We start from the raw sequence: 22,836 nt of genomic DNA on the forward strand, positions 1-22,836 counted from the left end.
GCCCGGCCCAGGAAGGTCCCGCATGCTCACCCCCGAATCGCATCCGCAGCGGCTGCGCGTCGCGCATCTGAACCCCAACAGCCCCACCCCCTTCCACCTGCGCCCCGACGAATCCGTCCGCCAGGCATTGGCCGAGGAAATGGGCCTCGAGGCGCTGAGCCGGCTGGACTTCCAAGGCAGCCTGCGCCCGCATGGTTCCGATGGCTGGCTGCTGACCGGCACGCTGAGCGCCCGCGTCACGCAGCCCTGCGTCGTCACGCTGAAGCCCGTGCGCAGCGACCTGAAGGAGGAGGTGCGCATCCAGTTCACCCCGCACCTGTCGGCGCCGCAGGGCGACGAGGTCGAGATGCCGGACGAGACGCTGGAACCCCTGGGCAGCTTCATCGACCTGACCGCGATCATGGTCGAGGCGCTGAGCCTGGCGCTGCCCGAATATCCCCGCGCGCCGGGCGCCGCCCTGCCCGACGCCCCGGCGGCCGAGGACGCGCCCGCGGACACGCGCCGCCCCTTCGCGGGTCTGGACAAGCTGCTGGGCGGGGGCGATTCCTGACGGCAGGCGCCCTGCGCAGGCCGGGCGTGTCCCGCGGGCAACAGCGCCGCAGCGAATCCGCCGCGCGGCCCCGGAACGGGTGCCTTCGCGGCGGAATCGCGTCACATCAGGCCCGTGCGCGGTGCGTTTGCGGCGCTCTCTCGCCCATCGGGGCTTGCGGGCCGGGCCGTCTTGGCGTATCTGCGCGGTTCATTTACGAATTCACATCTGGTGCGATGGCGTTCTGCGCAGCACCCTGACAACCGAGGTGGTGACATGGCTGTCCCTCAGAATCGCGTAACCCGGTCCAAGCGCAACATGCGCCGTGCGCATGACGCGCTGGTCGCGGGCAACCCGAACGAATGCTCCAACTGCGGCGAGCTGAAGCGTCCGCATCACGTCTGCCCGTCCTGCGGCCATTACGCCGACCGCGAAGTGGTCGCCAAGGCGAACGAGATCGACCTGGACGACGACGCGGCCTGATAACGGCACGCAGCGCCCCTCGATGACCGTCCCGAACGCGAGCACGCCGGCACCGCGCGCCCCCGATCCAGGGGGCAGCGTGGTGATTTCGGTTGATGCGATGGGCGGCGATCGCGGTCCTGCGGTCGTCGTGGCCGGCATGGCCGAAAGCGCCGAGAAGAACCCCGAGATCCGCTTCATCGTCCATGGCGACGAGGCCGAGCTGACGGGCCTGATCGCGCGCCGCAAGGTGCTGGCCGGACGCTGTGACATCCGCCACGCCCAGGGCGTGGTGACGATGCATGACAAGCCCAGCCAGATCGTCCGCAAGGGCGGCGACACCTCCATGTGGTCCGCGCTTGATTCGGTCCGCAACGGAGAGGCGCAGGTCGCGGTCAGCTGCGGCAATACCGGCGCGCTGATGGCGCTGTCGATGCTGCGCCTGCGCAAGCTGCCGGGCGTGAACCGGCCGGCCATCGCCTGCCTGTGGCCGTCGCGCAATCCGCAGGGCTTCAACATCATGCTGGACGTGGGCGCCGACATCCGGGCCGACGCGCATGACCTGCTGCAATATGCGCTGATGGGCGCCTCCTATGCGCGCAACGGGCTGGGACTGGCGCAGCCCCGCGTCGGCCTGCTGAACGTCGGCACCGAGGAGCACAAGGGCCGGGCCGAGCTGAAGCAGGCCCATGAGCTGATCGAGAATCAGGCCCCCGGCCACTACGACTATGTCGGCTTCGTCGAGGGGGGCGACCTGCCCTCGGACCGCGTGGACGTCATCGTGACCGACGGCTTCACCGGCAATGTCGCGCTGAAGACCGGCGAGGGCACGGCCAAGCTGGTCGGCGACTTCCTCAAGGAAGCCTTCTCGAACTCGATCATGTCGAAATTCGCGGCCGTGCTGGCGATGACCTCGCTCAAGCGGCTGCAGAAGCGCATCGATCCGCGCCGCGTCAACGGCGGCATCTTCCTGGGCCTGAACGGCACGGTGGTGAAATCCCACGGATCGGCCGATGCGACCGGCGTCTCCGCCGCGATCAAGCTGGCCTTCACCCTGGCCAAGTCGGGCTTCCAGGACCGGCTGGCCGCCCGCGTGGCCCAGGGCGTCAGTGCCGCGGCCGCCGCCCAGACAGGAGCATCCTCGTGATCCGACGTTCGGTCATCCGCGGCACCGGGCATTACCTGCCCGAGCGCATCGTCGAGAACAGCTGGTTCGAGGACAAGCTGGACACCACCGACGACTGGATCCGCTCGCGCACCGGGATCGAACGCCGCCATTTCGCGGCCGAAGGCCAGACCACCAGCGATCTGGCCATCCGCGCCGCCAAGGCCGCGCTGGACCGTGCCGGCATGGCGGCGGAGGACATCGACGGCATCGTGCTGGCGACCTCGACACCGGACTTCACCTTCCCTGCGGTGGCCACGATGGTCCAGGCCGGGCTGGGGATGAAGCGCGGCTTCGCCTTCGACGTGCAGGCCGTCTGCGCGGGCTTCGTCTTCGCACTGGCCAATGCCGACGCGATGATCCGCGCGGGCCAGGCCGACCGCGTGCTGGTCATCGGGGCCGAGACCTTCTCGCGCATCATGGACTGGACCGACCGCTCGACCTGCGTGCTGTTCGGCGACGGCGCCGGCGCGGTCATCCTCGAGGCGCAGGACAGCGCCGGCGGCAGCGACGACCGCGGCGTGCTGGCCAGCGACCTGAACAGCGACGGCAGCTATCGCGACCTGCTCTACGTGGACGGGGGCGTCTCCTCCACCGGCACGGCGGGACAGCTGCGCATGCAGGGCAACCTGGTCTTCCGTCACGCGGTGGAGAAGCTGGCCCGCACCGCGCATACCGCGCTGGACCGCGCGGGCGTCACCGCGGATCAGGTCGACTGGCTGGTGCCGCATCAGGCCAACATGCGCATCATCTCCGCGACCGCGCAGAAGATGGGCCTGTCGATGGACAAGGTCGTCCTGACCGTGGCCGATCACGGCAACACCTCGGCCGCCTCCATCCCGCTGGCGCTGTCGGTCGCGGATGGCGAGGGGCGCTTCGCCCCCGGCCAGCTGATCGTGACCGAAGCCATCGGCGGCGGCCTCAGCTGGGGCGCGGTCGTCCTGCGCTGGTAAAGGCGCTCTATTTCAGCAAGGCATCCTTGCTGGCCCGGCGGTTCATGCCACCGACGGGTCGGCGCGACCGGTCATGGCCCGATTGACAGGCGACGCAGAGCTGCACGCCCGGCTGCGCGATGCGGCGCGCCTCGGGGATCGGCTCGTCGCATTCGGCGCAATGGGTGGCACTGTCGATCCGCGGGCTACGCGCCGCCGCCGCGCGGGCGCGCGCGATGGCCTCGGCCGTGCTGACCTCGATCTGATCGTTCACCGCGTCGTCGCGCGCCCATCCGCCCGCCATGGCAACCCTCCGTCATTCCTCTCCCCTTCAGGTGGGGGGTGAGGGCGCATGGATCAATGCCGAGGCACGCGGCACGCCCCCGTCGCTGAACCGGGCCGGCCAAGTATCGGATCGGGAACGATTTTGCAGGCTCGTCGTTGACAGCCGGAGGATTTACACCCATCCTCCCGCCATTCAAGAGGATCGACCATGGGCGACAAAACCTTGACCCGGATGGATTTGGCCGAAGCGGTCTTCCGCGAAGTCGGCCTGTCGCGGCACGAATCGGCGCAACTGGTCGAGAGCGTGCTTGAGCACATCTCGGACGCGCTGGCGCGCGGAGAGCAGGTCAAGATCAGCTCCTTCGGCACCTTCTCGGTCCGCGACAAGAACGAGCGGATCGGCCGCAATCCCAAGACCGGCGAGGAGGTTCCCATCACCCCCCGTCGCGTGCTGTCCTTCCGCCCCTCGCATCTGATGAAGGATCGCGTGGCGGCCGGCAACAAGCGCTAAGCCGCGGGCCGCATGGCAAAGGGCGCGGAGGCATTCCGGTCGATCGGCGAGGTGGCCAGCCTGATCGGCGTCGCGCCCCATGTGCTGCGCTACTGGGAGACGCAGTTCGCCGCGCTGAAGCCGATGAAGCGTCCCGACGGCCGCCGCTACTATCGCCCCGCCGACATCGAACTCGCCGCCGGCATCTGCGTGCTGCTGCGCGAGGACGGCATGACCATCCGCGGCGCCATCCGCCAGATCGCCGCCGACCGCGGCACGACGGTCCGTCAGCGCGGCACGGCGCATCTGGCGACGCGCTTCGGAGGCCCGACCTCGCCTGCCCCGTCCCGGCCCGCCCCGACCCAGCCCACCCTGACCCGCGAACCGGAACCGGAGCCCTTGGATGGCGATGCGGTCTGGCTGGCGCGACTTTCCGCGCTGGCGCGGCATCTTCAGCGCCTGCAGCCCGGCGACGCGCGCTGGTCGGGCCTGCGCGGGCCGGTTCTGGGGCTGGCTCAGGCGATGCTTCGCCTGCCCTGATTGGCCCCTATGCGTTTTGTCAAAGATTTCCGTCCCGAGGCCCTTGTGCTGGCCTGCCGGATCGCTCTATAGGATGCGCGTCGGGCCGTGGCGCAGCCTGGTTAGCGCGTCCGTCTGGGGGGCGGAAGGCCGAGAGTTCGAATCTCTCCGGCCCGACCATTCCGAAAACGCCCATCCTTCTCCAAGGATGGGCGTTTCCCTTATCCCCCACCCGCATCAGGGGTCTGCGACATGAATGGCGTTCTGCCCGACAGCGAAATCCGCGACCTGATCGACCGGGGCGCGATCCGCGCCGATGCGCCCGTCATCCCCGAACAGATCCAGCCCGCCAGCTTGGACCTCAGGCTCGGGCATATGGCCTATCGCCTGCGGGCCAGCTTCCTGGCCGGGCGCGGACGGCGCATCGCCGACCGCTTGGACGATTTCCGCATGCACCAGATGGACCTGATCGACGGCGCCGTGCTGGAGCGCGGCTGTGTCTATCTGATCCCCCTGCAGGAGCGGATCACCCTGCTCGCCGGCCTGTCGGCGGTGGCCAATGCGAAATCCTCGACCGGGCGGCTGGACCTGCTGACGCGGCTGGTGACCGACGACGGCACCGAGTTCGACCGCCTGCCCGAAGGCTATGACGGCCCGCTTTATGCCGAGATCTGCCCGCGCAGCTTCTCGGTGCTGGTGCGGCCCGGCATGCGGCTGAACCAGCTGCGCCTGCGCCGTGGCCAAGCCGTGCTGTCGGATGCCGATCTGGCAGCGCTGGACGCCGTCCAGCCGCTGGTCGGCGGCGCCCCGGCGCTGATCGACCAAGGCCTGGGCTTTTCGGTCGATCTGCGGCCGGCATCGGGCGATCTGGTCGGCTATCGCGCGCGTCCGCATAGCGGGGTGATCGACCTCGACCGGATTGGCGCCTATCCCGCGGCCGAGTTCTGGGACGAGCTGCGCACCACCGAAGGACGCCTGATCCTGGACCCCGGCGCCTTCTACATCCTGGTCAGCCGCGAATCGGTCGCCATCCCCGCCGACCACGCCGCCGAGATGGCACCCTATCTGGCCATGGTCGGAGAGTTCCGGGTGCATTACGCGGGCTTCTTCGATCCGGGCTTCGGCATCGGCGACGAGGGGCGCGGCGCGCGCGGCGTCCTGGAGGTGCGCTGCCACGAAGCCCCCTTCGTGCTGGAACACGGCCAGACCGTCGGGCGGCTGGTCTATGAGCGCATGGCCGCGCGCCCCGATCGCCTCTACGGTCAGGGCATCCGCTCGAACTATCAGGGTCAGGGCCTGAAGCTGGCCAAGCAGTTCCGCTAGAGCGGCCCGGTCTGCCACAGGCGGACCTTCAGCCCGCCATGCGCCACGATCGGGCCGGGCGGCTGCCACGGCAGGCCGGTCGCCTTGGCAAGACCCGCCTCGCTGGTGACGATGCCCACGCGCCAGCCGCGCAGGCGGTCGCGGAACACCTGCCCCATCTGCGCGTGCAGCCCGAACAGCGGTCCCTTGCCCCCGATCCGCGCGCCATAGGGCGGGTTCACGATGACGATGCCGGGTTCGGTGTCGGGACGCTGCAGGTCGCTCACCTGCCCCGCCTGAAAGTCGCAGACCGCCGCGACACCGGCGCGGGCGGCATTGGCCGCGCTCATCCGCACGGCGCCCGGGTCACGGTCGCGGCCCAGAAAGCGGATGCCGGGCACCGCCTTCGCGGGCGCGTGCCGCAGCGCGTCCACCGCCGCCACGTCGTGATTGGCAAAGTCTTGGAAGGCGAATGCCCGGTCGCGCCCCGGCAGGATGCCCAAAGCCATCTGCGCCGCCTCGATCACGAAGGTGCCCGAGCCGCACATCGGGTCCAGCACCGGCTGGCTGCCGTCGAAGCCCATCTGCACCAGGAACATCGCGGCCATCGTCTCGCGCATGGGCGCCTTGGCGACGGCCTCCTTGTAACCGCGCTTGTGCAGCGATTCGCCGGTCGTATCCAGGCTGAAGGTCACCAGATCGTCCTCGATCCGCGCCTTGACGGTCACGGCCGCGTCGGGGGCGATGACGGCACCCAGCTCCTCGGTCAGGGCGCGCTCGATGCGCTGCGTGGCGGCACCCGCGTGATAGATGCGGCTGGCGCGGCAGACGGTTTCGACCTTCAGGCGCATGCCGCGATGCAGGAGGTCGGACCAGGGAAACCTGCGCGCCCGCTTGTCCAACTGCGCCAGATGCATGGCGCGAAACCCGCCGATGCGCGCCAGGACGCGCGTCGCACCGCGCAGCGACAGGTTGGCGCGCCACACGTCGGTCCAGCCGCCGCGGATGGTCACCCCGCCCGGCTGCACCACGGGGGTCCAGCCCAAGGCCCGAGCCTCTGCGGCCAGAGGCTCCTCAAGCCCCGGCGTGGCGACCAGGAAGATGTCGAATGTCGTGTCCATGGCCCTGCCCTAGCGCGGCCGGGACCGAAAGGCGAGAGGCTCAGCGCCGCGTCAGCCGCTGCAGCATGCGCATCTTGCGGGCCATGTCGCGGGTCTGCTTCGACTGCCCGGCGCGGGGTGTGGGCTGACCCTTGCCGCGGGACAGGGTGCTGATGCCCTTGTTGATCCCCCAGTTCATGGCGCGCCTGGCCACCAGCTTGGTGAACATGTTGAACAGCTGGTTCATGTTCATCGCGGCATCCCCTCACTCCTCCTCGAACAGGTCCTCGGCAGGACCATCGGGACTCATATCGGCATCGTCGTCGCGCTCTGCAAGGGGCAGGCCCAGACCCTCCGCGGGCGGGCGCGACTCCAGCAGGCCCGCCGCGCGCAGCTCGGCCAGGCCCGGCAGGTCGCGCGCCGATTCCAGGCCGAAATGGTCCAGGAAGGCCTCGGTCACCACATAGGTCGCGGGGCGGCCGGGCGTCATGCGCCTGCGGCCGACGCGGACCCAGCCCATCTCGATCAGCTGGTCCAGCGTCCCGCGGCTGAGGGCCACGCCGCGGATCTCCTCGATCTCGGTCCGGGTGACGGGCTGGTGATAGGCGATGATCGCCAGCGTCTCGACCGCGGCGCGCGAGAGACGGCGGGTCTCGACCGTCTCGGTCTGCATGAGGAAGGACAGATCCGGCGCGGTGCGGAAGGCATGGCCGTCGCCCACCCGCTCCAGCACGACCCCGCGCCCGTCATAGATCCGGCGCAGGACCGCCAGCGCCTCGGCCGGGTCGGACCCGTGGGGCATGCGCGCGGCCAGCTCGCGCAGCGTGACCGGCGCGGCCGAGGCGAACAGGATCGCCTCGACCATGCGGGCCTGCTGGTCCAGGGGCGGCGGGGGGAAATCAGTCGTCATCGGTCTTCTGGCGGTAAAGGATCGGGGCAAAGGTCTCGGCCTGCCGTATCTCCAGCCGCCCCTGGCGCGCAAGCTCCAGCGAGGCCGCGAAGGTCGCCGCCGTCGCGCTGCGCCGCCGCTTCGGGTCGCCCGCCCAGCCATCGGGCAGAAAGACCGACAGGTCGGTCCAGTCGCCCGCAAAGCCGATCAGCCGCCGCATCCGCTCCAGCGCCTGTTCCATGGTGAAGACATCGTGGCGGTCGAAGGCATAGGGGCGGAATTCGTCGCGGGTCTTCAGCCGCGCATAGGCGCGCATCAGGTCGATCAGCCCCGCCTGCCATTCGGTGCGCCGGTTGCGGGCGACGGTCTCGGGCGCGCCGCGGGCAAAGCGCGACTGACCCAGACGGTCGCGTCCCATCAGCCGCGCCGCCATCTGCCGCATCGCGGCCAGCCGTTCCAGCTGAAAGGCCAGATGCGCGGCCATGTCCTGCGCCGACGGCCCCTCGGCCTCGGGGTCGGGCGGCAGCAGCAGGCGCGACTTCAGAAAGGCCAGCCAGGCCGCCATGACCAGATAGTCGGCCGCCAGCTCGATCCTGAGCGCACGGGCCTCCTCGACGAAGATCAGGTACTGCTCGGCCAGCTCCAGCACGCTGATGCGCAGCAGGTCGACCTTCTGCGTGCGCGCCAGCGTCAGCAGCAGGTCCAGCGGCCCCTCATAGCCCTCGACATCGACGATCAGCGCCTCGTCCGCGCGGCGCTGCGCGACGGCTTGGGCCTCGTCGGTGGGGACGGGCTGCAGATAGGGAACCTTCTTGGGCACGGGGCCTCCATGGGCGGGCCGACAGAGTCCGGCCCGCGACGCCTGCTGTCAAGCGGCCAGCGACTGCCATTCCGCCCGGAGCGCGGCCAGATCGGCCGCATCGGGCGCGCGGCGCAGGGCCAGCGCTGCGTCGGCGCGGCGGCGCGCCTCGGCGCCCATCGCCCCCGCCGCCGCCACAACAGGGGCCATGCCCGCCACGTCGCCGTTGCAGTGCAGCACCAGGTCGCATCCGGCGGCGATGGCCGCGGCGGCGCGTTCGGCCTCGCTGCCCGACAGGGCGTTCATGGTGATGTCGTCGGTCATCAGCAGCCCGTCGAAGCCGATCCGCTCGCGGATCAGGCGGATGATCACGGGCGATGCGGTGGCCGGGCGGTCGTCCAGATGCGGAAAGCGGATATGCGCGGTCATGCCTATCGGCAGGTCCGACAGGGCGCGGAAGGGCGCAAAGTCGATCGCGTCCAGCGTGGCCGGGTCGGCCTCGACCGTGGGCAGGCCGTGATGGCTGTCCACCTGCGTGCGGCCATGGCCCGGCAAGTGCTTGACCACCGGCAGCACGCCCGCCGCCAGCAGCCCGTCCGCCGCGGCCCGCCCCATCTCGGCGACCGTTGCCGGATCGGTGCCCAGGCAGCGGTTGCGCAGGAACGGATGCGTGCCCTCCTGCGCCACGTCCAGCGTCGGCGCGCAGTCCGAATCGATGCCCACCGCGCGCAGCTCCTGCCCGATCAGGTGGTAGTAAAGCCACATGGCCCGCACGCCCGCCGCCGCCTGGTCCAGCGGCGCGGGCCATTCCGACCAATGCGGCGCGCGCAGGCGCTGCACGCGCCCGCCCTCCTGATCGACGGTGATGACGCAGTCGCGCCCCACCGCCGCGCGCAGGTCGCCCGTCAGGCGGCGCAGCTGATCGGGGTCCTGCACGTTGCGCGCGAACAGGATGAAGCCCCACGGGTCCGCCTCGCGGAAGAAGGCGGCCTCGTCAGGGGTCAGGACCGGGCCGGCTATGCCGCCCAGGATCGTCGCGGAGGTCATCGCCCTCAGCCGCCGAGCGCCAGGCAGTCGGTGCCCGAGGATTGCAGCGCCGAGCAGAACTGGCGTGCCTCGGACAGGGTGCCGAAGCCCGCGACGCGCAGGCGCCAGAAGGTCCGGCCGTTCGACTGATGCTGCTGGATCACCGGCGACTTGCCGGAGAACAGCCCGCCGTTGCGCCCGGCCAGCCGCTGCCATTCGCCCTGGGCGATGTCGTTGCTGTCGAAGGCGCCGACCTGCACCACGGGGCCTGCCGCGCTGCTGGCGGGGGCGGGTGCGGGGGCAGGTTCTGCGGCGGGGGCCTCGGTGACGGCCGATGCGGGGGCGGCGGCGGCCGCGGGGGCGGCGGCGACGCGGGTCACGCGCGGACGCGGCGCCGGGCGGGCGGACGCCATCACGACGCCGGGATTGGCCTCGGCCTGGGCCTGGACCAGCGCCTCGGCGATGGCGGCCGCCTGGGCGGGGACGCCGTTCTCGTCGGTCACGACCTCGGTCACGGGGCCTTCGGTGGCGGGGGCGTCGATGATCGCGGCCTGATTCACGGCGGCGTCGGCCAGCGCGCGTTCGGCGGCGGCGGCGGCCTCGGCCTCGGCCAGGGCGCGGGCCTCGCTGTCCGACAGCGGCACGATGGGTTCGCCCGCGAAGGTCAGGGGGGTCTCGGAGGGGTTCGACGGCTCACGCGCGGTGGCGCCCAGCTGGCCCATCGCGACGTCGTCCTCGGACAGGTCGACCGGCGCGGGGGCGATGGCGACCTCCTCGGCGGGGACCAGCTGCGCGCCGCCCGCGACCGAGTTCACCGCCAGACCGGTGTGGTTGGTCAGCTGCCCGCCCGGCTCCTCGGCGGTGGTGCGGGCCTCGCCCTCGACCGCGCGGATCACCGGCACGCCGGAGACGTCGCGCGACACCAGCTGCCAGCCCCAGGCCATCAGCCCCACCATCAGCGCCACCGACGCGACCGCACCCATGTAATGGGTCAGCCGCGCCACCCGCGCCGGCAGGCCGTCATCGACGACGTCGCGGCCCTGCGGGGCCTGCGGCGCGGCCGCGGGGCTGCCCTGGTCGTAAGAAAATTCGCGCTTCACCTTGTGTCGCGAGAATACGTAGCCGCCTTCGCGGAAGTCCATCACTGCCATGTTCGCCTGCCCGCCGGTTGTCCCGGATTCACTTTTGCCTGCTCTCAGCACATCCGGCGGCGGCGCGTTCCGTCAGCGCATTTCTTCCGCCGGAGTGACGCCAAGAATACCCAGACCGGATGAAATAACAACGCCAACCGCCCGGACCAGCGCAATTTTTCCCTGGCTTGTGACCGGGTCGCCATCCTGGATGAAGCGCAGCGACAGATCGTCATTGCCGCGATTCCACAGCGAATGCAGCTCGGACGCGATCTCGTAGAGGAAGAAGGCCACGCGATGGGGCTCATGGGCGCGGGCGGCGTGCTCAACCAGGCGCGGCCATTCGGCGACCTTGCGGGCCAGCTCCAGCTCGGCCGGATGGGTCAGGACCGACAGATCGGCCCCGGCCAGGGTCGAATCGTCCGCCGCGATCCCGGCCTCGGCCGCGCGGCGCAGGACCGAATTCACCCGCGCGCTGGCGTATTGGACGTACCAGACCGGGTTGTCCTTGGACTGCTCCAGAACCTTGGCGAAGTCGAAGTCCAGCGTCGCGTCGTTCTTGCGCGTCAGCATGATGAAGCGGGTGACGTCGGCGCCCGCCTCCTCGACCACGTCGCGCAGGGTGACGAAGGTGCCCGCGCGCTTGGACATCTTGAACGGCTCGCCGTTCTTGAACAGCTTGACCAGCTGGATCAGCTTGATGTCCAGCGGCACGCGCCCGTTCGACAGCGCCCGCACGGCCGCCTGCATCCGCTTGACATAGCCGCCGTGATCGGCGCCGAACACGTCGATCAGCTGGTCGAAGCCGCGGTCGATCTTGTCCCAGTGATAGGCGATGTCGGGCGCGAAATAGGTCCAGGCCCCGTCCGATTTCTGGATCGGGCGGTCCACGTCGTCCCCATGCGCGGTCGAACGGAACAGCAGCTGCTCGCGCGCCTCCCAATCCTCGGGCAGCTTGCCCTTGGGCGGCTCCAGCACGCCGCGATAGATCAGGCCCTGCGCCTCCAGCCGCGCGATGGCGTCCTCGATCCGGCCGGTGCCGTAGAGCGCCTTTTCGCTGGAATAGACGTCCATCTCGACGCCCAGAATCGCCAGGTCGCCGCGGATCTGCTCCATCATCGCCTGCGTGGCGAAGTCGCGGATCTCCTCCAGCCAGTCGGCCTCGGGGCGGTCCAGCAGGCTGTCGCCGTATTTCGCCTTCAGCGCCTCGCCCACCGGGATCAGGTAGTCGCCGGGATAGAGCCCCTCGCGGATCTCGGGCGCCTGCCCGTTCGCCTCGCGATAGCGTTCATAGGCCGACCGCGCCAGCACATCGACCTGCGCACCGCCGTCGTTGATGTAGTATTCGCGCGTCACGTCATGGCCGCTGAAGGCCAGCAGCCGCGCCAGCGCGTCGCCGAAGACCGCGCCGCGCACATGGCCCACATGCATCGGGCCGGTGGGGTTGGCGCTGACGAACTCCACGTTGACCTTGGTCCCCGCGCCCATGTCGGAGCGGCCGAAGGCCGTCCCGGCCTCCAGGGCGGCGCGGATCACGCCCTGCCAGACGGCGGGCGACAGGCGCAGGTTGAGGAAGCCCGGGCCCGCGACCTCGGCCGCGGCGATGCGCGGATCGGTCAGGCGCGCGGCCAGTCGGTCGGCGATGTCGCGCGGCTTCATGCCGGCGGGCTTGGCCAGCACCATCGCGGCATTGGTGGCCATGTCGCCATGCGCCGGGTCGCGCGGCGGCTCGACCGTGACATTGGCCGTGTCCAGTCCGGCGGGCAGCTCTCCCGCGGCGATCATCTGGTCCAGCGCCTCGACGACGACGCCGCGCAGATCGGTGAAAAGGTTCATCATGGGCTTCCTGGTTGACGCTTCGGGACTATCCCCTCGGGCCGGGGGAGGTCAACAGCCAGCCCCGCCCCGCAGGCGGGCATGCGCGCGCTAAAGATTGACGCGGCAGCGGCTTTGGTCTAGGCGATGCTGGCCTGCATCCGGCAGGCATCAAGGCGGGGCGTCCGTGACTGCGTCCCAACTTTGCCGCCCTTGCGCAGACGCGCGCGGCATGGAACGCACCGCGCCATCCAAGGGCGCGGCTTATTGGAAAGCCCCTGAATGACCAAATTCTCCGATCTGAAGCTGGACCCCAAAGTGCTGCAGGCCGTGACCGAGGCCGGGTACGAGACCCCGACCCCGATCCAGCAGGGCGCCATCCCGCCCGCCCTGGAGGGTCGCGACGTCCTGGGGATCGCGCAGACCGGGACCGGCAAGACCGCCAGCTTCACCCTGCCGATGATCACCCTGCTGGGCCGCGGCCGGGCGCGGGCGCGGATGCCGCGCAGCCTGGTGCTGTGCCCCACGCGCGAACTGGCCGCCCAGGTGGCCGAGAACTTCGACACCTATGCCAAGCACACCCGCCTGACCAAGGCGCTGCTGATCGGCGGCGTCAGCTTCGGCGAGCAGGACAAGCTGATCGACCGCGGCGTGGACGTGCTGATCGCGACGCCGGGCCGCCTGCTGGACCACGTGGAGCGTGGCAAGCTGCTCCTGACCGGCGTGCAGATCATGGTCGTGGACGAGGCCGACCGCATGCTGGACATGGGCTTCATCCCCGATATCGAGCGCATCTTCCAGCTGACGCCCTTCACCCGCCAGACGCTGTTCTTCAGCGCCACCATGGCCCCCGAGATCGAGCGGATCACCAACACCTTCCTGCATTCGCCCGAACGCATCGAGGTCGCGCGCCAGTCCTCGGCCAGCGAGACGATCACACAGCGCCTGATCGAGCTGACCCCCACCCGCCGCGACATGGCCGCCAAGCAGAAGCGCGACCTGCTGCGCGCGCTGATCGACGCCGAGGGCGAGGGGCTGACCAACGCCATCGTCTTCTGCAACCGCAAGACCGACGTGGATATCGTCGCCAAGGCGCTGGCGAAATACGGATACGACGCGGCCCCCATCCATGGCGACCTGGACCAGAGCCAGCGGACCCGCACGCTGGAATCCTTCCGCGACGGCAAGCTGCGCCTGCTGATCGCGTCCGACGTGGCGGCACGCGGCCTGGACATTCCGGCGGTCAGCCATGTGTTCAACTATGACCTGCCCAGCCATGCCGAGGATTACGTCCACCGCATCGGCCGCACGGGTCGTGCGGGCCGCACCGGCACCTCGATCAGCATCGCGACGCCCTCGGACGACAAGTATCTGACCGCGATCGAGCAGCTCCTGAAGAAGGCCCTGCCGCGTGCCGAGGCCCCGGCCATGGCCGCCGCGCCCCGCGACGCCCGCCCCGAGGCCGAGGAGGAGCGCAAGCCCGCCGCCTCGCGCGAACGCAGCCGCTCGCGCGGCCGCCGTCGCGGCGGCGACGAGCCCGAGGCCGAGCCCGCCCGCGCCGAACAGCTGCGGACGGAACAGCCGCGGGCCGAGCAGCCCCGGACGGAACAGCCGCGCCCCGAGCCGGTCAGGACCGAACCCGTCAAGACCGAGCAGCCGCGGGCCGAACAGCCGCGCCGGGAAGAGCGTCGCGATGATCGGCGGGGCGACCGCCGCGACGGTCGTCGCGGACGGGACGGCGACAATCGCGGCGGAGCGGTGATGGGCATGGGCGATCACGTCCCGCAGTTCATGCTGGTCGAGTTGCGCAGCGCGGTGTCGTCCGACGATGGCGCGACCCCGGAGCAGCCGAAGCCCGCCGCCGAGCCGCAGCCCGATGCCGCCAAGCCCGCCCGCCGGTCGCGCGGTCGCGGACGCGGCCGGGCGCAGGCCGACACGGCCCAGCAGGACGCCCCTGCGACCGAGACGGTGATCGAGGCCCCCGCGCCTCAGGAAGCCGCGCCGGCCGCCGTTGAGACGCCCGCGCCGGCGGCCGAAGAGGCCGTCGCCGAGACGCCCAAGCGCCGCCGCAGCCGCAAGACCGACGACGCGCCTGTCGCCGAGGCCGAAGCCGCGCCGAAGCCCGCCCGCCGCCGCAAGGCCGCCGAACCCGAAGTCGCCACGGCCGAGGACGCGCCTGCTGAAAAGCCCAAGCGCACCCGTCGCAAGGCTGCCGAACCCGAGGCCGCCGAGGCCGCGCCGAAGCCCGCGCGCCGCCGCAAGGCCGCCGAGCCCGAAGCCGCCGTGGCCGAGGACATCCCGGCCGAGAAGCCCAAACGCACGCGCCGCAAGAAGACCGACGCGCCGGCCGAGGACGTCGTCAGCAACTCCTGATGCACGCGACCCCGCCGCCGGACCGGATGCGCCGGGTACGCGCGCTGCTCCCCGACCTGGGCCTGGGCGCCGTCGCGGCGCTCGGGTTGGCCCCCTCGGGCCTCTGGCCCGCTACTGTCCTGGCCTTGGCCGCGATCCTGTGGCGGGCGGCGGCGGACGGCGCCCGTGCGGCCTTCTGGCGGCTTCTGGCCGCGGGCGCGGGCTGGTTCGCGCTGGCCCTGTTCTGGATCACCGAACCCTTCCTGGTCGATGCGGCCCGCCACGGATGGATGGCGCCCTTCGCGCTGCTGCTGATGGCGCTTGGCGGGGCGCTGTTCTGGGCGTTGCCCGCAGGGCTTGCGGCGCGCCTCAGCCGCCCCGGCGCGCCGCGCGTGGCGGCCATCGTCGCATCGCTGCTGCTGTCGGACTGGCTGCGCGGGTGGATCTTCACCGGCTTTCCCTGGGCGCAGATCGGCCATGTCTGGATCGACACTCCGGTGGCGCAGATCGCGTCGGTCACCGGCGCCCTGGGCCTCGGAGCGCTGACGCTGGCCGCCGCCGCCCTGCCCGCCGCGACGCGCCGCCCGCTGGCCGGGGCCGTTCTGGCGGCGCTCCTGATCGGGGGAGCATGGCTGGCCGGACAGATGCGGCTGAACGCGCCGCTGCCGCCGGACCGGCCGGTGACGCTGCGCATCGTCCAGCCCGATGCGACGCAGCATCTGAAATGGGACCCGGAATGGTCCACGGTCTTCTTCCAGCGCCTTCTGGACCTCTCCGCGCAACCCGGCCCCCGCGATCTGGTCATCTGGCCCGAGACCGCGGTGAACTTCCTGCTGGAGGAGGCCGGCCCGGTCCTGCCGATCCTGTCCGATGCCGCAGGCGCGCCGCTGATCATGGGCATCCAGCGGCGCGAGGACGGCCGCTTCTACAACAGCCTCGCCACGATCCTGCCGGGCGGGACGGTGGGCGCGGTCTATGACAAGTTCCACCTGGTGCCCTTCGGCGAATACATCCCTTGGGGCGACGCGCTGGCGCGCATCGGCATCGGCGCCTTCGCGGCGCAGCAGGGCAACGGCTATTCCTCCGGGCCGGGTCCGGCGGTGCTGGCCGCGCCGGGCGCGCCCGACTATCAGCCGCTGATCTGCTACGAGGCGATCTTTCCCCAGCATCTGCGCGGTCTGCCGCAACGGCCCGGATGGCTGCTGCAGGCCACGAACGACGCCTGGTTCGGCACACTGTCGGGCCCCTATCAGCACCTGGACCAGGCCCGCCTGCGCGCGATCGAGACCGGCCTGCCCCTGGTCCGCGCCGCCAATACCGGCGTCAGCGCGGTGATCGACGCCCGCGGCCAGGTCCGCGACAGCCTGCCCCTGAACACCGCGGGCAAGATCGACGCGCCCCTGCCCGGCGCGCTGCCCGAAACGCCCTGGACCCGCTTCGGCAACGCCCCCATCCTGGCGCTGATCGCCCTGATCCTGGCCGCGACCCTTCGCCGCCGCCCTTCTTCTTCATGAAGGTATCCGCGGGGGAGTCGGTGAAACCGACGGGGGCGGCAGCCCCCGACCCGGCCCGGGCCCCGCGCCTCAGTCGCGGATGAAGCGGCTGTCCTTGATTTGATCCCAGGCCCAGACCACCTCGGACAGGCGATCCTCGTCCGAACGGTCGCCGCCGTTCATGTCCGGGTGCAGGTCCTTGACCAGCGACTTGTACTGCTTGCGGATCTCGGCGCGGGTCCAGCTGTCCTTGGCCTCCAGGATGTCCAGCGCGCGGCGCTCGGTGGGGGGCAGCTTGCGGGCGCTGGACTGCGCACGCGATTCCGGCGCGGTGCCGTTCGCGCCCAGGATCTCCAGCGGATCGCTGACGCCGTGCCGCGCCCATTTGTCCTCGGAGGCCGCGCGCCCGAAGGGCTTGGTCGGCCGCTCCCAGACCGTCGCATTGTCAATGAACTGCTGGAACTCCTCCTCGGACTGGCCTTGGAAATAGTTCCAGTTCGCATTGTACTCGCGGACATGCTCCTTGCAGAACCAGAAATAGTCGTCGAGGTTGCGCGGGTTCTTGGGCGCGCGATACTGGCCCGGCTCGTCGCAGCCCTCGCGCTCGCAGATGCGGGTCGAGGTCTCGAACGCCCCCGACATGCCGCGCCGCCCCTTGGTCTTGCGCTTCTTGTCCTTGGCGGCGGAAATGTCGAAACCGAACGGGTCGTTCTTGCTCATCCTGGGGCACCTTTGCGACTCAAGGCGGGCAGTTTAGGCTATCTGGCGGGACATGAAACCCCTTGACCGAAAGGAATGCCGATGATCGCGGATGAGATGACCCGGCGGCTGGAGACCCTGACCCCCACGGCCCTGCAGGTGATCGACGAAAGCGAGGGGCATCGCGGCCATGCAGGTTTTCGCGAGGGCGGCGAGAGCCATTTCCGTGTCGTGATGGAGAGCCCGGCCTTCGCGGGCCTGTCGCGCCTGGAGCGGCACAGGCTGGTCCATGCCACCCTGGGCGACATCGTGCCGCGCATCCATGCGCTGGCGCTGGAACTGTCGGAAAGCCCGGCCCGTTAGCGCCGTCAGGCTTGCCGCCCCCCGGCCCGCCCCCTAGAAAGCCCCGAACCCGCAGAGACAAAGGGATGAGGGACATGACCGCGCCGAAGGATTTCAATGACCGAATGCTGTCCCTGGGCCTGGCCCGCGTCAGCGAGGCGGCGGCCCATGCCTCGGCCCGCCTGATCGGGCGCGGCGACGAGAAGGCCGCCGACCAGGCCGCCGTGAACGCCATGCGCGACCAGCTGAACATGCTGGACATCAAGGGCGTCGTCGTCATCGGCGAAGGCGAGCGCGACGAGGCGCCGATGCTGTTCATCGGCGAGGAGGTCGGCACCGGCGAGGGGCCGGAGGTGGACATCGCGCTGGACCCACTGGAAGGCACCACGCTGACCGCCAAGGACATGCCGAACGCGCTGACCGTCATCGCCATGGCGCCGCGCGGCACGCTGCTGCATGCGCCCGACGTCTATATGGACAAGCTTGCCGTGGGGCCGGGCTATCCCAAGGACGTCGTCAGCCTGGACTTGACCCCGGCCGAGCGCGTCCGCGCCTTGGCCGCTGCGCGCGGCTGCGAGGCCGGCGACATCACCGTCTGCATCCTGGAGCGTCCGCGCCACGAGGAGATGATCGCCGAGGTCCGCCAGACCGGCGCTGCGATCCGCCTGATCACCGACGGCGACGTGGCGGGCGTGATCCACTGCGCCGAGGCCGAGCTGACCGGCATCGACATGTACATGGGCTCGGGCGGCGCGCCCGAGGGCGTCCTGGCCGCGGCGGCGCTGAAATGCATGGGCGGGCAGATGTGGGGCCGGCTGATGTTCCGCAACGACGACGAGCGCGGCCGCGCGAAGAAGGCCGGCATCACCGATCTGGACCGCATCTATGCCCGCGACGATCTGGTCACCGACGACGTGATCTTTGCCGCGACCGGGGTCACCGACGGGTCGATCGTCGCAGGCGTCAAGCGCGAGCCGGGATACCTGACCACCGAGACCATCCTGATGCGGTCCAAGACTGGATCGGTGCGGCGGATGATCTATCGCAACCCGGTCAAGTGAGGTAAGCGGCGCATGGGGGGCGCTGCCCCCCGCCCCGTTCCGGGACTCCCCCCGGGATATTTGCGTGAAGAAGAAGCATGACGGCGTTTCTGGGCATCGACAGCTCTCTGAGCGGGCGGCGGTGGGTCGGTCCTGTGGCCGACCTGGAGCGCCGTGCCGAGGGGTTGGCGCAGCAGGCCGCCCTGCCCCTGGCGGTGGCGCGGGTGCTGGCCGAGCGCGGCGTGCCGCCCGAGGAGGCGGCGGGCTTCCTGTCGCCGAAGCTGCGCGATCTGCTGCCCGATCCGCTGAGGCTGCGCGACATGGAGGTCGCGGCGGCGCGGCTGGTCGAGGCGGCGGTCGCGGGGCAGCGCATCGCGATTTTTGCCGATTACGACGTCGATGGCGGATCGTCCGCGGCGCTGCTGATCGACTGGCTGGGCCAGCACGGGCGGCAGGCGACGCTGTACATCCCAGACCGCATCGACGAGGGGTACGGCCCGAACGTGCCCGCCATGACCGCGCTGGCGGCGGCGCATGACCTGATCATCTGCGTCGATTGCGGGACGCTGTCGCATGATGCGCTGGCCGCGGCGGCGGGCTGCGACGTGATCGTCCTCGACCACCATCTGGGCGGAGAGACCCTGCCCCCCGCGCTGGCCGTGGTGAACCCGAACCGGATGGACGAGGACGGCGCCCTGGGCCACCTGTGCGCCGCGGGCGTGGTGTTCCTGACGCTGGTCCAGGCGGGGCGGGTGCTGCGCGAACGCGGATTGCCGCAGCCCGACCTGATGGCGATGCTGGACCTGGTGGCGCTGGCCACCGTGGCCGATGTCGCGCCGCTGGTCGGCGTGAACCGCGCCTTTGTGCGGCAGGGGCTGGCCGTGATGGCGCGCCGGCAGCGGCCGGGGCTGGTCGCTCTGTCGGACATCGCGCGGCTGGACGGTGCTCCTAGCGCGTTCCACCTGGGCTTCCTGCTGGGGCCGCGCATCAATGCGGGCGGACGCGTGGGCCGCGCCGATCTGGGGGCGCTGTGCTTAGCCAGCCGCGATCCCGCGCAGGCCGAGGCCCTGGCGCGCCAGCTGGACGCGCTGAACGGCGACCGCCGCGCGATCGAGGCCGCCGTCCGCCTGGAGGCCCTGTCCCAGATCGAGGCGCGGGGCGATGCGCGCCTGTCCTGGGCCGCGGGCGCGGGCTGGCATCCGGGCGTGGTGGGCATCGTCGCCGCCCGCGTCAAGGAGGCGACCGACCTGCCATCGGTGGTGATCGGCGTGGATCACGGCATCGGCAAGGGCAGCGCGCGCTCGGTGCCCGGCGTCGATCTGGGCCGAGCGATCCAGCGGCTGGCCCATGAGGGGCTGCTGCTGAAGGGCGGCGGGCACAGCATGGCCGCGGGTCTGACCGTCGAGGAGGCCAAGATCCCCGCCGCGATGGCGCGTCTGGCCGATCTGATCGCCCGCGACCTGGCCGGGCGCAGCGGGTCGGGGGACCTGCGCATTTCGGGGCTGCTGGAGCCTGCGGGGGCGACGCCCGCCCTGCACCGCATGCTGGAGGATGCCGGCCCCTTCGGCCAGGCCGCCCCGGCGCCGCGCTTTGCCTTTGCCGATCAGCTGATCGACAGCGCGGCCACCATGGGCGACCGGCATCTGCGCCTGCAGTTCCGCAGCCCCGGCAGCCCGGCGATGGAGGCTGTGGCCTGGGGCGCGATGGACGGCCCGCTCGGGCCCGGCCTGATCGGCGCGAAGGGGCGGCGGTTCCATCTGGCCGGCAAGCTGGAGCTGTCGACCTGGGGCGGGCGGGAACGGCTGCGCCTGCGGCTGGACGACGCGGCCCCCGCGACTGGCAACCTTTGAGCGCTCCGGGGGTTCTGGTCACGATCCGGCGCGGCGGCTAACCTGCCGCGACAGCACCCAAGGAGACGCCCATGAAACTGACCTGGCTTGGCCATTCCGGCTTCCGTCTGGAGATCGAGCAGGCCGTGATCCTGATCGACCCGTGGTTCAGCGGCAATCCCGCCTTTCCCGAAGACCGGCGCGACGAAGCGACCCAAGGCGCGACCCATATCCTGATCACCCATGGCCATGGCGACCATACCGGCGACACGCTGGCCCTGGTCAAGGCGCTGAAGATCCCTGTCGTGGGCATCTTCGACCTGATCGGCCATTGGGAGCAGTCCGACAAGATCGAGGGCATCGGCTTCAACAAGGGCGGCACCGTGGATCTGGGCGGGGCCAAGGTCACGATGGTGAATGCCAGCCATTCCAGCTCGCTCTCCGGTCCTGACGGGCCGATCTATGCGGGCCACGAATCGGGCTACATGATCGCGGGTGAGGGGCATGTGATCTATGTCTCGGGCGACACCGACATCATGGCCGACATGGATTGGATGGGCGATCTGCACAAGCCCGATATCGGCATCCTTTCGGCGGGCGGTCACTTCACCATGGACATGGCGCGCGCCGCCTATGCCGCGAAACGCTATTTCGACTTCAAGACGGTGATTCCCTGCCACTACAGGACCTTCCCGCTGCTGGAACAGTCGGCGCAGGTGCTGATCGACGCCCTGCCCGGCGTCGACGTGATCGAACCCGAAGTCATGAAGGCGATCACGCTGTGAGCTTTCAGTCCTTCGACGACCCGGCGGGCGGCGGCGATCACGCCGCGCGCCTGACCGCGCTGCGCGTCCTGATGGACAACCAGGGGCTGGACGCGGTCATCGTGCCGCGCGCCGACGCGCATCAGGGCGAATACGTGGCCGATGCCGACGCGCGGCTGGCCTGGCTCACGGGCTTCACCGGCAGCGCGGGCTTTGCCATCGTGACGGCGGACCGGGCCGGCGTGTTCATCGACGGCCGATACCGCGTGCAGGTGCGCAGCCAGATCGACCTGAGCCATTTCACCCCGGTCAACTGGCCCGAGACGCGCCCGTCGGCCTGGCTAGCCGAGGCCCTGCCCCAAGGCGGGCGCGTGGGGTTCGATCCGTGGCTGCACACCCGCAAGGAGATCGCCGGGATGGAGGCCGCCCTGCAGGGCAGCGGCGTCGCACTGATCGCGCTGGAGCAGAACCCGGTCGATGCCATCTGGCCCGACCGCCCCGCCCCGCCCGTGGGCCCCGCGCGCATCCATCCCGACGATCTGGCCGGAGAGAGCGCTGCCCAGAAGCGTGCCCGCCTGGCCGCCGACCTGCGCGCCAAGGGCCATGCGGCGGCACTGCTGACCCTGCCCGATTCGATCTCGTGGCTTCTGAACATCCGCGGCAGCGACCTGCCCAAGAACCCGGTGGTGCAGTCCTTCGCGGTGCTGTCGGACAGCGGCACGCTGGCGCTCTTCGCGGACGCGGCCAAGTTCGACGATGCCTTGCGCACCCATCTGGGCAATGAGGTCCATATCCTGCCGCCGGACGCCCTGGGCGCGGCGCTGACCGATCTGGAGGGGCCGGTGCTCCTCGATCCCGGCTCGGCCCCCGAGGCCACGTTCCGCATCCTGGAGGCCGCGGGAACCGACGTCGTCTCCGGCCCCGACCCCGCTATCCTGCCCAAGGCCCGCAAGAACGCGGCCGAACTGGCGGGCATGCGCGACGCCCATATGCGCGACGGTCTCGCCATGGTGCGGCTGTTCTCCTGGCTGGACCGGCAGGACCCCGCCGCCCTGACCGAAATCGACGTGGTCCGCCACCTGGAGGATCTGCGCCGGGACCAGGGTGCGCTGGACATCAGCTTCGACACGATCATGGGGGCCGGGCCGAACGGTGCAATCGTCCATTACCGCGTGACCCATGCGACGAACCGCAGGCTGGCGCCGGGCGATCTGCTGCTGATCGATTCGGGCGGCCAATATGCGGATGGCACGACCGACATCACCCGGACCGTGGCGCTAGGCCCCGTGCGTTCCGACGCGGTGGCGCCCTTCACCGCGGTGCTGCGCGGGATGATCGCCCTGTCGCGGGCGCGCTTTCCGCAGGGCGTCGCGGGCGGGCATCTGGACGCGCTGGCGCGACAGTTCCTCTGGGCGCAGGGTCTTGATTTCGATCATGGCACAGGTCACGGCGTAGGCGCCGCGCTCTGCGTGCATGAAGGGCCGGTGCGCATCAGCCGCGTCAGCGACATGGCGCTGGAGACCGGAATGATCCTGTCGAACGAGCCGGGATATTACCGCGAGGGCAGCTTCGGCATCCGGATCGAGAACCTCATCGTGGTGACCGAGGCCGATGCCGAACCGGGCCGCCGGATGCTGGGCTTCGACACGCTGACGCTCTGCCCCATCGACCGCCGGCTGATCGACCGCAACGCACTGTCATCCGATGAGATCGCCTGGCTCGACGGCTATCACGCAACGGTGCGGGAGGCGCTGTCACCGCAGCTCGACGCCGCCGACCGCGACTGGCTGGCGGCGGCCACGGCCCCTCTCGGCCGGGCGTGACGCCCGGGGGGTGCGGGGGGCGGGCAGCCCCCCGCCCTGCCGCGGGACGCA

General features: G+C 70.7%; 22 protein-coding genes, 1 tRNA gene and 1 pseudogene. 15 read left to right on the forward strand and 9 right to left on the reverse strand.

Annotated features, from left to right (window positions below):
* The first annotated feature begins 22 nt into the window (after positions 1-22).
* From AC2SGK_RS09940 to AC2SGK_RS09955, 4 genes are all read left to right on the forward strand, one after another.
* Positions 23-550 (forward strand): YceD family protein, encoded by a 528-nt coding sequence (locus tag AC2SGK_RS09940; protein WP_488323397.1) that lies wholly within the window; start codon positions 23-25, stop codon positions 548-550.
* Between the two features lie 255 nt (positions 551-805).
* Positions 806-1,012 carry a 50S ribosomal protein L32 gene (gene rpmF / locus AC2SGK_RS09945; protein ID WP_411837616.1) on the forward strand — a complete coding sequence of 69 codons (207 nt, stop codon included), beginning with the start codon at positions 806-808 and terminating at the stop codon, positions 1,010-1,012.
* Between the two features lie 22 nt (positions 1,013-1,034).
* Positions 1,035-2,138 carry a phosphate acyltransferase PlsX gene (plsX, locus tag AC2SGK_RS09950; RefSeq protein ID WP_488323398.1) on the forward strand — a complete coding sequence of 368 codons (1,104 nt, stop codon included), beginning with the start codon at positions 1,035-1,037 and terminating at the stop codon, positions 2,136-2,138.
* A complete protein-coding gene (locus AC2SGK_RS09955; protein WP_488323399.1) occupies positions 2,135-3,109 on the forward strand; it encodes a beta-ketoacyl-ACP synthase III in 975 nt (324 codons plus the stop codon). The genes plsX and AC2SGK_RS09955 overlap by 4 nt, the downstream gene beginning before the upstream one ends.
* A gap of 7 nt (positions 3,110-3,116) precedes the next feature.
* Here the strand turns inward: AC2SGK_RS09955 and AC2SGK_RS09960 are convergent, their stop codons facing one another.
* Complete coding sequence (locus AC2SGK_RS09960) at positions 3,117-3,392, reverse strand: DksA/TraR family C4-type zinc finger protein (protein ID WP_488323400.1); 276 nt, start codon at positions 3,390-3,392, stop codon at positions 3,117-3,119.
* Positions 3,393-3,581: 189 nt separating this feature from the next.
* Between AC2SGK_RS09960 and ihfA the strand changes: the two genes are divergently transcribed.
* The 4 genes from ihfA (at position 3,582) to AC2SGK_RS09980 (ending at position 5,705) form a co-directional block, all read left to right on the forward strand.
* Complete coding sequence (ihfA, locus tag AC2SGK_RS09965) at positions 3,582-3,884, forward strand: integration host factor subunit alpha (protein WP_488323401.1); 303 nt, start codon at positions 3,582-3,584, stop codon at positions 3,882-3,884.
* Between the two features lie 12 nt (positions 3,885-3,896).
* A complete protein-coding gene (locus tag AC2SGK_RS09970; RefSeq protein WP_488323402.1) occupies positions 3,897-4,403 on the forward strand; it encodes a MerR family transcriptional regulator in 507 nt (168 codons plus the stop codon).
* 81 nt (positions 4,404-4,484) lie between these two features.
* Positions 4,485-4,562 (forward strand) — tRNA-Pro (locus AC2SGK_RS09975).
* Positions 4,563-4,634: 72 nt separating this feature from the next.
* A complete protein-coding gene (locus AC2SGK_RS09980) occupies positions 4,635-5,705 on the forward strand; it encodes a 2'-deoxycytidine 5'-triphosphate deaminase (protein ID WP_488323403.1) in 1,071 nt (356 codons plus the stop codon).
* Here the strand turns inward: AC2SGK_RS09980 and AC2SGK_RS09985 are convergent.
* The 7 genes from AC2SGK_RS09985 to argS all read right to left on the reverse strand — a co-directional run bounded on the left by AC2SGK_RS09985 (position 5,702) and on the right by argS (position 12,464).
* Entirely contained in the window at positions 5,702-6,805 is a 1,104-nt protein-coding gene (locus tag AC2SGK_RS09985) for a THUMP domain-containing class I SAM-dependent RNA methyltransferase (protein ID WP_488323404.1), read from the reverse strand. The two genes, AC2SGK_RS09980 and AC2SGK_RS09985, sit on opposite strands and share 4 nt — an antisense overlap.
* Before the next feature lie 40 nt (positions 6,806-6,845).
* Entirely contained in the window at positions 6,846-7,037 is a 192-nt protein-coding gene (locus tag AC2SGK_RS09990; protein WP_488323405.1) for a hypothetical protein, read from the reverse strand.
* Positions 7,038-7,049: 12 nt separating this feature from the next.
* Positions 7,050-7,694 (reverse strand): SMC-Scp complex subunit ScpB, encoded by a 645-nt coding sequence (scpB, locus tag AC2SGK_RS09995; RefSeq protein WP_488323406.1) that lies wholly within the window; start codon positions 7,692-7,694, stop codon positions 7,050-7,052.
* Entirely contained in the window at positions 7,684-8,493 is an 810-nt protein-coding gene (locus AC2SGK_RS10000) for a segregation and condensation protein A (protein ID WP_488323407.1), read from the reverse strand. Before AC2SGK_RS10000 ends, scpB begins: the two co-directional genes overlap by 11 nt.
* Positions 8,494-8,541: 48 nt before the next feature.
* On the reverse strand, positions 8,542-9,519 hold the full coding sequence (locus AC2SGK_RS10005; protein WP_488323408.1) for a glycoside hydrolase family 3 N-terminal domain-containing protein: 978 nt from the start codon (positions 9,517-9,519) through the stop codon (positions 8,542-8,544).
* A 5-nt stretch (positions 9,520-9,524) separates the two neighbouring features.
* Complete coding sequence (locus AC2SGK_RS10010; RefSeq protein WP_488323409.1) at positions 9,525-10,649, reverse strand: SPOR domain-containing protein; 1,125 nt, start codon at positions 10,647-10,649, stop codon at positions 9,525-9,527.
* 72 nt (positions 10,650-10,721) lie between these two features.
* A complete protein-coding gene (gene argS, locus AC2SGK_RS10015) occupies positions 10,722-12,464 on the reverse strand; it encodes an arginine--tRNA ligase (protein ID WP_488323410.1) in 1,743 nt (580 codons plus the stop codon).
* A 261-nt stretch (positions 12,465-12,725) separates the two neighbouring features.
* Here argS and AC2SGK_RS10020 point away from each other — a divergent pair.
* Together AC2SGK_RS10020 and lnt are read left to right on the forward strand one after the other, a co-directional pair.
* Positions 12,726-14,237: pseudogene (locus tag AC2SGK_RS10020) on the forward strand (DEAD/DEAH box helicase); the annotation flags it as partial.
* A 605-nt stretch (positions 14,238-14,842) separates the two neighbouring features.
* On the forward strand, positions 14,843-16,309 hold the full coding sequence (lnt, locus tag AC2SGK_RS10025) for an apolipoprotein N-acyltransferase (RefSeq protein WP_488323411.1): 1,467 nt from the start codon (positions 14,843-14,845) through the stop codon (positions 16,307-16,309).
* Positions 16,310-16,378: 69 nt separating this feature from the next.
* On the opposite strand, the gene AC2SGK_RS10030 is transcribed toward lnt, so the two are convergent.
* Complete coding sequence (locus tag AC2SGK_RS10030) at positions 16,379-17,008, reverse strand: DnaJ domain-containing protein (protein WP_411837630.1); 630 nt, start codon at positions 17,006-17,008, stop codon at positions 16,379-16,381.
* 81 nt (positions 17,009-17,089) lie between these two features.
* On the opposite strand from AC2SGK_RS10030, the gene AC2SGK_RS10035 reads away from it, so the two are divergent.
* From AC2SGK_RS10035 to AC2SGK_RS10055, 5 genes are all read left to right on the forward strand, one after another.
* Positions 17,090-17,350 carry a BolA family protein gene (locus tag AC2SGK_RS10035; protein ID WP_488323412.1) on the forward strand — a complete coding sequence of 87 codons (261 nt, stop codon included), beginning with the start codon at positions 17,090-17,092 and terminating at the stop codon, positions 17,348-17,350.
* 74 nt (positions 17,351-17,424) lie between these two features.
* Complete coding sequence (gene glpX / locus AC2SGK_RS10040) at positions 17,425-18,390, forward strand: class II fructose-bisphosphatase (protein ID WP_488323413.1); 966 nt, start codon at positions 17,425-17,427, stop codon at positions 18,388-18,390.
* A gap of 77 nt (positions 18,391-18,467) precedes the next feature.
* Entirely contained in the window at positions 18,468-20,219 is a 1,752-nt protein-coding gene (recJ, locus tag AC2SGK_RS10045; protein ID WP_488323414.1) for a single-stranded-DNA-specific exonuclease RecJ, read from the forward strand.
* Between the two features lie 71 nt (positions 20,220-20,290).
* Positions 20,291-20,983 (forward strand): metal-dependent hydrolase, encoded by a 693-nt coding sequence (locus AC2SGK_RS10050; RefSeq protein ID WP_488323415.1) that lies wholly within the window; start codon positions 20,291-20,293, stop codon positions 20,981-20,983.
* The gene (locus AC2SGK_RS10055) at positions 20,980-22,785 is read left to right on the forward strand and encodes an aminopeptidase P family protein (protein WP_488323416.1); all 1,806 of its coding nucleotides are present in this window, start codon (positions 20,980-20,982) and stop codon (positions 22,783-22,785) included. The genes AC2SGK_RS10050 and AC2SGK_RS10055 overlap by 4 nt, the downstream gene beginning before the upstream one ends.
* Positions 22,786-22,836: the final 51 nt, after the last annotated feature.

The organism is Paracoccus sp. NIOT.M2S5SZ12, from assembly GCF_057748165.1.